General features: G+C 56.1%; 7 protein-coding genes and 3 pseudogenes. 5 read left to right on the forward strand and 5 right to left on the reverse strand.

Annotated elements, in window-relative coordinates:
* The first annotated feature begins 7 nt into the window (after nucleotides 1–7).
* The 3 genes from CC94_RS0120450 (at nucleotide 8) to rnd (ending at nucleotide 3,192) form a co-directional block, all read left to right on the forward strand.
* Nucleotides 8–1,294 (forward strand): peptidylprolyl isomerase, encoded by a 1,287-nt coding sequence (locus tag CC94_RS0120450; protein WP_005372915.1) that lies wholly within the window; start codon nucleotides 8–10, stop codon nucleotides 1,292–1,294.
* A gap of 80 nt (nucleotides 1,295–1,374) precedes the next feature.
* Nucleotides 1,375–1,968 (forward strand): DbpA RNA binding domain-containing protein, encoded by a 594-nt coding sequence (locus CC94_RS0120455; protein WP_031431960.1) that lies wholly within the window; start codon nucleotides 1,375–1,377, stop codon nucleotides 1,966–1,968.
* Between the two features lie 60 nt (nucleotides 1,969–2,028).
* Nucleotides 2,029–3,192: a ribonuclease D gene (gene rnd, locus CC94_RS0120460; RefSeq protein ID WP_005372917.1), complete on the forward strand. Its 1,164-nt coding sequence runs from the start codon at nucleotides 2,029–2,031 to the stop codon at nucleotides 3,190–3,192.
* Nucleotides 3,193–3,360: 168 nt separating this feature from the next.
* On the opposite strand, the gene CC94_RS0120465 is transcribed toward rnd, so the two are convergent.
* The 5 genes and pseudogenes from CC94_RS0120465 to adk form a co-directional block, all read right to left on the reverse strand.
* Nucleotides 3,361–6,126 (reverse strand): motility hub landmark protein FimV, encoded by a 2,766-nt coding sequence (locus CC94_RS0120465; RefSeq protein ID WP_005372919.1) that lies wholly within the window; start codon nucleotides 6,124–6,126, stop codon nucleotides 3,361–3,363.
* A gap of 55 nt (nucleotides 6,127–6,181) precedes the next feature.
* Nucleotides 6,182–7,204, reverse strand: a complete 1,023-nt coding sequence (locus tag CC94_RS0120470) for an aspartate-semialdehyde dehydrogenase (protein WP_005372921.1) — start codon at nucleotides 7,202–7,204, stop codon at nucleotides 6,182–6,184.
* Nucleotides 7,205–7,302: 98 nt separating this feature from the next.
* Nucleotides 7,303–7,938: a 3-isopropylmalate dehydratase small subunit gene (gene leuD / locus CC94_RS0120475; RefSeq protein ID WP_005372923.1), complete on the reverse strand. Its 636-nt coding sequence runs from the start codon at nucleotides 7,936–7,938 to the stop codon at nucleotides 7,303–7,305.
* Nucleotides 7,935–9,355: pseudogene (leuC, locus tag CC94_RS21925) on the reverse strand (3-isopropylmalate dehydratase large subunit). The gene leuD and the pseudogene leuC overlap by 4 nt, the downstream one beginning before the upstream one ends.
* 56 nt (nucleotides 9,356–9,411) lie before the next feature.
* Nucleotides 9,412–10,050, reverse strand: coding sequence for an adenylate kinase (gene adk / locus CC94_RS0120485; RefSeq protein WP_005372926.1), 639 nt, complete (start codon nucleotides 10,048–10,050; stop codon nucleotides 9,412–9,414).
* Between the two features lie 280 nt (nucleotides 10,051–10,330).
* On the opposite strand from adk, the pseudogene CC94_RS24925 reads away from it, so the two are divergent.
* Both CC94_RS24925 and CC94_RS21935 read left to right on the forward strand, forming a co-directional pair.
* Nucleotides 10,331–10,866 (forward strand): annotated as a pseudogene (locus tag CC94_RS24925) (CNNM domain-containing protein).
* 329 nt (nucleotides 10,867–11,195) lie between these two features.
* Nucleotides 11,196–12,075 (forward strand): annotated as a pseudogene (locus tag CC94_RS21935) (IS5 family transposase); the annotation flags it as partial.
* Between the last annotated feature and the right edge of the window lie 156 nt (nucleotides 12,076–12,231).

Here is a 12,231-nt window from a genome sequence, read left to right on the forward strand (position 1 = left end):
AGCCGTGATGAAACAGTTTTTTATTGCGTTTTTTCTGCTCCACCTTCTGACGGTAACCGGCACAGCCCGCGCCGAAATGCTCGACACGATCGTCGCGATCGTCGAGGATGACGTCGTATTGGAACGCGAACTGGAAAAAGAATCCTATATCATCGCAGAGCGGATGCGTTCGTCGAATGTCGCGATGCCGTCTGCGTCGACCTTGCGCCACCAGGTGCTGGAAAAATTGATCATCGACAAACTTCAGAGGCAGCTGGCCGAAAAAGCCGGCATTACGGTCAGCGACGAAATGCTGAACAGCTCGGTCACCGAAATCGCGCGCAACAACAACATGAGCCCCGACGAGTTCCGGAACGAACTGATCAGCCAGGGCATGGCCTATAAAAGCTTCCTGGACAATGTGCGCAACGAAATCATGATCAATCAGTTGCGCGCTCGCGAAATCGGCGCGCGGATCAAGGTTACCGACCGGGAAATCGAGCACTACCTCGACACCCAGGGCAAAATCGGCACTGAGTCGGTGCAATACCGTTTGGGACATATTCTGATCGCAGTGAAAGAAGGCGCATCCGCTTCCGAAATCCAAACCGCCCAAAGCAAGGCTTCCGACCTCGTCGCGAAGTTGCGCCGGGGCCAGGATTTTACCCATACCGCGGTCAGCAATTCGGACGACGACAATGCGTTATCCGGCGGCGATCTCGGCTGGCGCAATTTGAACGAGATTCCGACCCTTTTTGCGGATACCGCGCAAAAAATGGCCATCGGCGAGGTTTCCGAGCCGATACGCAGCCCGAGCGGCTTTCATATCATCAAGCTGATCGACTCGAAGGGAACCGACAATCATACGGTCACCAAAACCGAAGTCCGGCATATCCTGATCAAGACCAACGAATTGATTGACGATAACGAAGCGAAAAAACGCCTCTTGGCGCTAAAGACCCGCATTACCGATGGCGACGATTTCGCCGCGCTCGCGCGTGCGCATTCGGACGATAAAGGCTCTGCCCTGAAAGGCGGCTCTTTGGGCAAAGTCAATCCCGGTGATTTGGTCAAGGAGTTCGAGGAAGCCATGAACCGGCTTGCTGTCAAAGAAATCAGCGACCCCGTTCAAACCCAATTCGGCTGGCATCTGATTCAGGTGCTGGATCGCGAAACGAAAGACAATAGCGAAGAGCACCAGAAAAATCTGGCTCGCGAAGCGATACGCAAACGGAAAATCGAAGAAGAAACCGAGCTCTGGATTCGCCGAATTCGAGATGAAGCCTATGTCGAAATCTACGAGGACAGGCTCTAGCCGAGAGCAGACACCGTGTTGGCCGCCATGATCATGCCGATAACGACTTGCACCTTTCACGCGACCGCGACTATTCCAGGATGAACGATACCCCAAAAACCGGCCTGCCCGCAGGATTGGACAGACAATTACAGCAGATTATCGCTCTCGAAGATCTCGAAGCTCAGCGCGCCCATCTGAAGAGGCTCTGCGAAGCCGGCAGCGGAGTCGATCTTCTGGATTGCGCCGCTGCCCTGCTGTTTCTGCTGCAATCCCCGGCAAGCCTTCCGGATAAGGCCGGTGATGCGCTCCAGCCCCAGCGGACTCAGCCCTTGCGGCAACAACCTATTCCCCAGCATCTGAAAATGGTGCGCTATCGGCTTGATGTTGGGCGCCAGCATCAGATTACAGTGGAAGAGCTCAAGAAAATGCTGGTTGAAGAGTCGGGGGTCGATAAGAACAATATTACCCATGTCGACATTCAGGATTTCCATACGCTGATCGAACTGCCCGATGAAATGCCGCCGGACATTTTTCAGCATCTGAAAACGGTCGAAATCAACCATCAAAAACTGGGCATTCGGCGGGTAAAAAATCGGCGTGCGAAAAAACACGGCAAGCCTCGTTACGGGCGCAATCGCCAGCCGATTGCCCGACAACAGCCTGAAGCGGCCGGCTTCCCAGGTAAAAACTGAACCCGTTGCGTGTTTATTTAGATATTATCCGATTGATCGCCTCCATTTAAGGTTCGAAACGTGAAAACAACGACCATTGAGTATATTGACGCCCCCGCACAACTTGCCGAGCTTTGCACCCGCATCCATTCGACTCCCTGGATTGCCATCGATACGGAGTTTCTGCGCGAAAAGACTTATTACCCAAAATTCTGCCTGCTGCAGATCGCCACGCCCGACTGGGTGGCATGCGTCGATCCGATCGCGCTTCCCCGGCTCGATGAATTATTCGAAGCCCTGTACAACCCCGGCATCGTCAAGGTACTGCATTCCAGCCGCCAGGATCTGGAGATATTTTATCAATTGACCGGCAAGCTGCCCTCGCCGATCTTCGATACGCAAGTCGCGGCGCCGCTGCTGGGTTATCAGGACAATCCCGGCTATGCGATGCTGGTTTCGCATCTATTGAATGTCAACCTGAACAAGGCGCATACGCGCGCCGACTGGAGCAAGCGCCCGCTGACCGAAGAGGAAATCCAGTATGCGGCGGATGATGTCATCTATCTGTGCCGGATTTATCAGCTCATGCGCGACAAACTGAGCGCTTTGGGCCGGCTCGATTGGCTGCAGCCGGACTTTGCCGAGCTTTCCAATCCGGCCCTTTATGAAGTGCTGCCGGAACATGCCTGGCGGAGAATCAAGGGCAAAAACAAACTGACCGGCAAACAGCTCTCGATCATTCAGGCGCTGGCCGAATGGCGCGAAAGCACCGCCCAAAACGAAAACCGCCCCAAAGGCTGGCTGCTCCGTGACGAGCTGCTGTTCGACATCGCCAAACTGCAGCCGGAAACGGCAGCCGATCTGGCAAAAATCCGCGGCATCAACGAACGCACGGTCAGCCGCTACGGCGCGGCTTTATGCAGAATCATCGGCGAGGCCAAAAACCGCCCCCCGATCCCTCTGCATGAAGACGGGCGCCCGCTGAAAAAAACCCAGCAGCAGGAAGCCATTGTCGACCTCTTGACGGCGATCGTCCGGATCCGGGCCGAAGAAAACGCCTTGAATCCGAATATTCTCGCCACCCGGAAAGATTTGGAATCCTTGCTTTTCAACAATGACGAAGGCGAGTGCCAACTGCTGCACGGATGGCGCTACGGCATGGCCGGCAAGGAACTGCTCGGCATATTGAGAGGCGAACTGCTGCTGGGGATTAAAGAGGATAAATTGGAAATTATCGCCAGATAAGCGCTTCGCATCACGAAGGCCGGGCACCACAAAATGTCGAAGGACAGCTCGCGGTACACGTTCTAAAAACCGCAGCACCATCGGCATTCCGGGAAAATGAAGGACCGGCGGCTTATCCCGGAAAGAGCCAACCCCTCTTTTTTCAGGGATGGTACGAATAACAGACGTTTACATCAACTCATTAAGCAGGACTTGCGCCAATTTTTTTTGTTCGGCGCTGCCTTTTTCCAACACTTCCGACACAATATCCCGGGCCGACTCATTGTCTCCCATATCACGGTAGGCTCTGGCCAGATCCAGTTTGGTTTCCAGTTCGTCCATATCGGTCAGATCGGCTACGCCGGTTATTTCAATCAGATCATCTCCCGCCTCGTCATCCCCGAGCGTAGAGAAATCGAAATCGAAATTGAAATCGTCGCCCAAGGCGATTTCCGGCCTGTCATCGTCGGCTTCTTTCGCCAGACTGAACTGGTCGTCGACAGTGAGTATTTCATCGTCTTGCTTATTTTTTTCGGCGGCGCTGAATCCCCTATCGAAATCGAGAGGCTCGAAATCAAACGCTTCGTCAGCCCCCGGAGAGAATTGCAGATCCGCCGAATCGGCTCGGTTTTCCTGAACCTCCGGCTCGCCTGCAAGATCAGGCAGTTTATCCAGATCGAAGTCGATGCTTTCATTATTCCGCGGTTCATCCTGCTCCGCCGTTTCGCCGAAGGAAAAATCTTCGAGGTCGAAATCCGCAAAATCCCGGTCGACAACAGAAGCGGAAGCTTGCGGCGATTCGCTATTTTTCGTAAAGGACGCATCGAATGCAGAGGTATCGAACGCTGCCGGTTCGAAATCAGCGTCGAACGGCATGTCGAAATCGTCTTGCCCAGGCACCTCCTGCTTGGCAAGGCTGACCGCCTCCGTCTGACCGGCAACGGAAGCGCCTGCATTGGAGGCGGCCGGAGCCGACTGCAAAGCAAACAAGGCCGAATCAGGGCAAATTTCACGCCCCATTTCGGCCGCTTTTCCCCAGAAAACACTGTCCCGATCCTTACCGGCCGCGGATAGTTCTTTTGCAAACGCTTCGAAACCCGGCTTATTTTCAGCAGCGTAATAAATTTCCAGCAACTTCAGTTTGCATTCATCGCGATCGGGATAGTTCGTAACCGCATTGCGCATCAGCTCTTCGGCCTGTTGATAACGCCCATAGGCCAGATAAACGTCGGCCTCGGAAATAGGATCGATCTCGCCTTGATCGCTATCGAAAGCATCGAAATCGCTCGGTGTGAATTCGCTCAGAAAAGAACTCTCGCCGACCGGATCGACATCGTAGGCGGTACTCTCATTCAATGCCGGCACAGAAAAAGTGGAGTCGCTCTCAGGTGCTTTATAAATGATCGAAGGCGAGAACATGCTTTCGGTGTTGAGCGAGGCTTCGCTTGCCATTTTACGGCGCCGCCACCAGAAAAGTCCCAGCAGCGCCGTAATAGCGCCAGCGCCAATCCCTATCAGATCCAACGGCAGAGGCTCTTCCACCGGTTCAGGCGCCGGAGCGGGACGGGAAACCGGCTTTTTAACGGCAGCGGGTTCCGGTGGATGCGGCGGCTGTTCCTGAGCCATCGCCGGCGTTGTCGGCTTCACCGGCTGTTCGTCGGCGAGGTTCGGCTGCGCAGCGGCTGTTACCGGCGGCGCCGGTTGGGCTGGCTGGACGGGTACTGCGGGTGCTGCCGCCTGTTCTGCCGGCAACGGCTGGGCTGGCGCGGCCGAGGCTTTAGCGGCCTTTTGTACCTGGTCCTGCAACGCGGCTAACTGCTGTTCCTTGATCGCTAATATGGCCTGCATTTTTGCCAGCTGCTGTTCCAGCGCGACCATTCTTTCCTGCATTTCCTCGTTTGCCTTGTCGCTGGCAGTTCCCGCCGCTGCCTTATCCGCTTCGGACTTGGCCGCATTCTGCTCCTGGCCCGGAGTAATGACCGCTTTCTCCGCAACGGTCGCTTCGGCAGGCGCCGCCAAAGTCAACTGGTTATCGATCGGTTTTTCGGCAGGCGCTTCCTTTTCCTGAACCGCTTCCGCCACCTCGGAGGACGCGGGTTGCGACCGGTTCTTCCAGGCCTCCCGCTGGCGATTGTATTCGGCCAGCGCTTCCTGGTGAGACAACTTGACAACCGCTTCGCGCTCCGGAATTTTAAGCTTGACCTTCGCCAGCAAGGCATTCACGTTGTCTTTATAGAATGCCTTCGGATTGGCCTGGTAGATCGCGACCATCATTTGCTCGACCGAAACCTTGTACGGCCTGCCCGCTTTCTCGGCAATGGCCCACAGCGTATCGTTCTGCCGGGTCGGTCCGTAGACGCCTTTGACGATGTCGTCTTTAGGCGCCTGGCGCACCGGGTCCGGCGCCATCGCGGCGGAATCCGGAACCACGGAACGCGGTTCCGTAACGTAGGAAGGCGCTGCGGCGGTGGTTGGAGCGGGACTGATGGGCGCGCCGCTCGTGATCGTTTCGGGAACCCGCGTAACGGGAACGACAGGCTGCACATAGGCGGCCGGCGGGTCGACCATCAGCGAGAACTGGCGATAAGAAGTTCCTTTCGGCCAGGTAACCTGCAACAGTAAGTCCAGAATCGGTTCTTTCAACGCTTCGCGTGATCTGACCTTGATCACCGCCGAGCCGTCGGGCCGGACTGCCGGTTCAAAACTGATGTTCGAGAGGAAATAAGACCAAGGTACGCCGCGTTCGTCGAATTTGTCGGGAGGCGCAAGGCTGACCTTGACATCGGAAATCCGCTCGCCCGCCGACAGCATCAAGGAAATCTCGGCATCCAGATTTTGATTGAGGGCCGAATGCAATTTTATTTCCCCTATGCCCAGAGGATAGGCGCTGGCCGGGGCCAATAACGACAATACCGCTAAAGTCCTGGTCAAATTGCTGACGTTACTCTCTTTCACAATGCTTACCTCGGTCTACGCCGCGAACAGTTGAAACACTCTGTTAAAGCTTAGACTAGATGTAATTTTTTACCAGCACCTCGGCGATTTGGACGCTGTTCAAAGCCGCGCCCTTACGGACGTTGTCGCCCACCACCCACAAGTCAAGCCCCAGCGGATGGGAGATATCTTCGCGAATCCGGCCGACAAAGACTTCATCATGACCCGAAGACTCGGTCACTGCAGTCGGCCAGCCGCCGTTCTTTCGTTCATCCACCACCTTTACGCCAGGCGCATGTTCGAGTAAATCTCTAACTCTTTCGATGCTGATCTTTTGCCGGGTCTCGATATGGACCGCTTCGGAATGCCCGTAAAAAACCGGCACCCGGACCGCGGTCGCATTGACCTTGACGGAAGCGTCGCCGAGGATTTTCTGGGTTTCCCAAACCATCTTCATTTCTTCTTTGGTATAGCCGTTGTCCAGAAATACGTCGATCTGCGGCAATACATTGAAGGCGATCTGTTTCGGATAAACTTTGCTTTCGATCGGTTGGCCGTTCAACAGTCTTGCAGTCTGGGTCGCCACCTCGTCGATGCCCTTTTTACCTGTGCCGGATACGGCCTGATAAGTACAGACATTGATCCGATCGATACCGGCCGCATCGTAAATCGGCTTCAAAGCGACTAACATTTGAATTGTGGAACAATTCGGATTCGCGATAATCCCGCGGTTTTTATAGTCGGCGATCTTGTCCGGATTCACTTCCGGGACCACCAGCGGAATATCGTCTTCATAGCGGAAATGCGAAGTATTGTCGACGACAATGCAGCCGGCCGCCGCGGCTTTGGGTGCATATTCGGCGGAGACCGAGCCGCCGGCCGAAAACAGGCCGATCTGCGCCTTCGAAAAATCGAACGTCGCCAGATCCTCGACTTTCAACGTACCGCCCTTGAACGGAATCCGCTTGCCGACGGATTTGCTGCTGGCCAGCGCATACACCTCGCCGACCGGAAAATTGCGCTCTTCGAGAATCGACAGCATCGCTTCGCCGACCGCACCGGTCGCGCCAACCACTGCCACGTTATAAACTTTTGACATTGAACAACCCTTGGAAAACAGCCGAAGCACGGCTCATTCTGAAAAACAAACGGCGGCGGATAAAGCCCGCCCATCCGCCGCAGGAAAGAACTTCCGGATCAGTTCGTGAACAGCCACGGCGCGCGCTTGGCGCGTTTGGCCTCATATTCCCGGATCTTGTCCGCATGCTGCAGCGACAACGCGATATCGTCGAGCCCGTTCAGCAAACGGTATTTGCGCGTCTCGTCGACATCGAAGCGAATCGCCCGTCCGGCCGGCGTGGTGATCGTTTGCGCGGCCAGGTCGATCGTCAGGCGATAGCCGGGAACCAGTTCCTGGAACAGGCTGTCCACTTCGGCGGCCGGCAGCGCGATCGGCAGTAGACCGTTCTTGAAGCAGTTATTGTAAAAAATGTCCGCAAAACTGGGCGCGATGATCGCACGGAAGCCGAAATCTTCCAGCGCCCACGGCGCATGCTCGCGCGACGAGCCGCAGCCGAAATTTTCGCGGGTCAAAAGGATTTCCGCGCCTTGGTATTCCGACCGGTTCAGAATGAAATGCTCGTTCAACGGCCGCGTCGAGCAGTCCATATCCGGTTCGCCGCGGTCGAGATAACGCCATTCGTCGAACAGGTAAGGACCGAAGCCGGAACGGCGGATCGATTTCAGGAATTGTTTCGGGATGATCGCATCGGTATCGATATTCGCCCGGTCGATCGGCGCAACCAATCCTGTTATTTGTGTAAATGCTCTCATTGGCGTGCCTCTTTTTCCCAAGTGCTCACATCGACAAAATGGCCCTCGATCGCAGCAGCAGCCGCCATCTCAGGACTGACCAGATGGGTACGGCCGCCGTAACCCTGGCGGCCTTCGAAATTGCGGTTCGAAGTCGACGCGCAGCGTTCACCCGGCTCCAGCCGGTCCGCATTCATCGCCAGACACATCGAACAGCCCGGATCGCGCCATTCGAAACCGGCCTCGGTGAAAACCTTGTCCAGGCCCTCCGCTTCGGCCTGTTGTTTGACCAGGCCGGAGCCCGGAACGACCATCGCCAGCTTGATGCTCGATGCCACTTTTTTACCTTTCGCCACCGCGGCCGCCGCACGCAAGTCCTCGATCCGGGAATTGGTGCACGAACCTATGAAAATCTTGTCGAGCTTGATGTCGGTAATCGCCTGTCCCGGCTCCAGATCCATGTACTTCAGCGCCTGGATCATGCTTTGCTTCTTGACCGCATCCGCTTCGAGCTCGGGATTCGGCACTTTGTCGTCGACCGAAACCACCAGCTCCGGGGAAGTGCCCCAAGTCACCTGCGGCCGGATCGAGGCGGCGTCGAGGTCGACGACCTTGTCGAATTTCGCATCGGGATCCGAATGCAGGTTCTGCCACAACCGTTCCGCCATGTACCAGTCGTTGCCTTTCGGCGCATAAGGACGGTCGCGGTAATAATCGATCGTCACCTCGTCGACGCCGATCAGGCCCGCGCGTGCGCCGGCCTCGATCGCCATGTTGCAGACAGTCATGCGGCCTTCCATCGACAAGGCGCGAATCGCCTCGCCGGCGAATTCGAGCGTATAGCCGTTGCCGCCGGCGGTGCCGATCTTGCCGATGATCGCCAGCACGATGTCTTTCGCGGTCACGCCCGGTCCGGTCTTGCCGTTGACTCGGATCAGCATGTTTTTGGCTTTTTTCTGCACCAGGCACTGGGTCGCCATCACGTGCTCGACCTCGGACGTGCCGATCCCGAACGCCAACGCGCCGGACGCGCCGTGCGTGGAAGTATGCGAATCGCCGCAGACGATGGTCATGCCCGGCAAGGTCGCGCCCTGCTCCGGACCGATCACGTGCACGATACCCTGGCGTATGTCGGCCATGTCGAACTCGGTGATACCGAATTCGGCGCAGTTCTTTTCGAGGGTTTCGACCTGCAAACGGGAAACCGGATCGGCAATGCCCTTGTCGCGGTCGGTGGTCGGCACGTTGTGATCGGCGACCGCCAGGTTTCGGTCGGTGCGCCACGGCTTGCGGCCGGTCAGGCGCAGGCCTTCGAAAGCCTGCGGCGAGGTGACTTCATGCACCAGCTGGCGGTCGATATAAATCAATGAAGACCGTCTTCCTCGGTATGGACGACATGATCTTCCCATAATTTGTCATATAAAGTTTTACCCGGCATAGCTCTTGTGTGTAGTTGGCCGATGGGTACGGCGGAATGAATAATAACGATGAACTTCAATCGAGGACGGCAAACAGTTTGGCGGTAATTTCTCCGACATCGCCGATGCCGGCAATCGTGGTGAATTTGGCGGTTTGACCCTCGGCGGAATAATACCCGACCAGCGGCTTGGTCTGTTCGTGATAAACCTGGAGACGCTTGCGGACCGTCTCTTCCTTATCGTCGTCGCGCTGGATCAGCGGCTCGCCGGTCACGTCATCGACATGATCGACTTTCGGCGGATTGAAAATCACATGGTAGCTGCGTCCCGAGGCAGGATGCACGCGCCGGCCGGCCATCCGCTTGACGATTTCCTCGTCGTCGACGGCGATTTCGACAACATGGGTAACGTCGATGCCCATTGCCTTCAAACCTTCGGCCTGTGCGATCGTGCGCGGAAACCCGTCCAGCAGGAAACCCGTGTTGCAGTCATCCTGGGCGATGCGCTCCTTGATCAGTCCCAGGATGATGTCGTCCGACACCAAGCCGCCCGCATCCATCACTTTTTTGGCTTCAATCCCCAAAGGCGTTCCCGCTCTGACCGCGGCACGCAGCATATCGCCCGTCGAAATCTGGGGAATGCCGTATTTTTGAGTGATGAATTGAGCCTGAGTTCCCTTGCCGGACCCCGGACTCCCTAAAAGAATAATGCGCATGAAATAACTCCCGATCTTTTTTGCGTCGTTAAAAAATGCTTTCAAATTAAGAAGCTTGACCGCATATTCTATAACAGTTCAGTTTTAAACTGTTGTAAAATTTGTCGGCTTTATTTGAAGGATGTCTTGACAAAAATTTCTCAATTCGTAGAGACTAATCACTTCCCAAATAAAAGAGATTCTCTTACTTGAACGACTTACCTCTCGGTTTACTTTGGGCCTTGCTGGCCCTGATGCTCGTCTTATCCTCATTTTTTCCGGCTCCGAGACCGCATTGATGATGCTGAACCGGTATCGGCTGAAGCATCTGGTCAAATTGAAGCATAAAGGCGCCACCAAGGCCCACCGACTGCTGCAGCGCCCGACCGTTTGATCAGCCTGATCCTGCTCGGGAATGTCTTCGTGAATATCGCCGCCTCCTCGATCGCCACGGTGATTGCGATCCGGCTCTATGGCGAAGACGAATCGGTCATTACGATTGCGGCGATTCTGCTGACGATCGTGGTGTTGATCTTTTCCGAAGTGACGCCGAAAACCCTGGCCGCGGTAAAGCCCGAAGCGCTGGCGTTTCCGGCCGCCTGGATCTACGTCCCGCTCCTGAAAGCCGCTTACCCGCTGGTATTGAGCATCAACCTGACCGCGAACCTGCTGCTTCGGATGGTCGGCGTCCAGGTCAGCAAGAACAGCCACGAAACCCTGAACAAGGAAGAACTGCGCAGCATCGTCACCGAAGCGGAAAGCCTGATTCCCTCGCGCTACCAGAAAATGCTGCTGGCATTCTCGATCTCGAATCGGCGACGGTCGAAGACATCATGACGCCGCGCAACGAAATCTACGGAATCGACCTGGAGCTGCCGATCGAAGACATCGTCAACCAGATCAGGAACAGCCCGCATACGCGCTTGCCGGTATATAAGAAAAGCATCGACCGGGTCGTCGGATTCTTACACCTGCGCAATGTGCTGGTAAAAATCAATCAGGAGAATTTCGACAAACAGATGCTGATGAATGCGTTGATCAAACCGGCCTTCATTCCGGACAGCACGCCGATCCACAACCAGATTCAGCACTTTAAGGAAACTCTGAATAAGTTCTGTTGCTGCGATAAAATATCCGCAGCCACCCTTATCGAGAGGACGCCGCAGATGAAACAACTCGGACTCAGTGCCCCGCTGTTCGTGAAGAAGCCGAAGCAGACCCGACGCCAACAATTCCTCCAGGAGATGGAACAGGTGGTACCGTGGGCGTTGTGGACGCGTCGGATTGCGCCGCACTATCCGATGGCGGGCCGAGGCCGGCGTCCCTTTGCTTTGGCGACGATGTTGCGTATCCACCTGATGCAGCAGTGGTTCGGCTATTCTGATCCGGCGATGGAGGAGGCCTTGCACGACATGCCCTTGTTGCGCGAATTTGCCGGGCTCGATGCCGGTGAAGAGGCGATGCCGGATGAGACGACGATCCTCAAGTTTCGGCGCCTGTTGGAACGCCATCAGTTGGCACAAACGCTGTTCGATGAAACGGCGGCATTGTTAGCCGACAAAGGCTTGTTGCTGCGGCAAGGGACGATCGTGGATGCCACCTTGATTGCCGCCCCGCCCTCGACCAAGAACCGCGATCGCAAACGGGATGGCGAGATGAGTTCCACCAAGAAAGGCAACAACTATCACTTTGGCATGAAAGCGCACATTGGGGTCGATGCCGCATCGGGGCTGGTGCACACCGTCGAGATCACTACTGCGAAAGTGGCGGACGGGGTGATGACCGATGCGTTGCTGCACGGCGATGAACAGGTCGTGCTGGGCGACCGGGCCTATACGCGCAAGGATCGCATCTGGCGGCGGAACGTCAGGAAGGCGAGCCAGTCTGGGCTTTTCGTTCAAGCGCCGGAAGGGCGAAGAGTTGCCGGCGGAGCAAGCCCTTTGCAACCGCATGTTGGCTTCGCTGCGGTCCGCGGTCGAACACCCGTTCCGGATCGTCAAGCGCCAATTCGGTTATACCAAAGTGCGCTACCGGGGACTTTTCAAGACGCGCAGCAACTCTACTTGCTGTTTGCCTCGGTAATCTTTACCACATCCGGCAGGCGTTGAGCCGGCTAGAGGAGACGTCCGTCCTGCGTCCTGGAAACCCCGGGGGCGAAGGACGAAAACGGCCTCTCATTAGGCCGCTTCTCGTCGAAAATCG

This window comes from Methylomicrobium agile (genome assembly GCF_000733855.1).
Classification (GTDB): Bacteria; Pseudomonadota; Gammaproteobacteria; order Methylococcales; family Methylomonadaceae; genus Methylomicrobium; species Methylomicrobium agile.

Coding starts and splice junctions, on each gene's coding strand:
- adk (WP_005372926.1), bottom strand. CDS start 10,050: ATGCGCATTATTCTTTTAGGGAGTCCGGGGTCCGGCAAGGGAACTCAG.
- leuD (WP_005372923.1), bottom strand. CDS start 7,938: ATGAGAGCATTTACACAAATAACAGGATTGGTTGCGCCGATCGACCGG.
- CC94_RS0120455 (WP_031431960.1), top strand. CDS start 1,375: ATGAACGATACCCCAAAAACCGGCCTGCCCGCAGGATTGGACAGACAA.
- CC94_RS0120450 (WP_005372915.1), top strand. CDS start 8: ATGAAACAGTTTTTTATTGCGTTTTTTCTGCTCCACCTTCTGACGGTA.
- CC94_RS0120470 (WP_005372921.1), bottom strand. CDS start 7,204: ATGTCAAAAGTTTATAACGTGGCAGTGGTTGGCGCGACCGGTGCGGTC.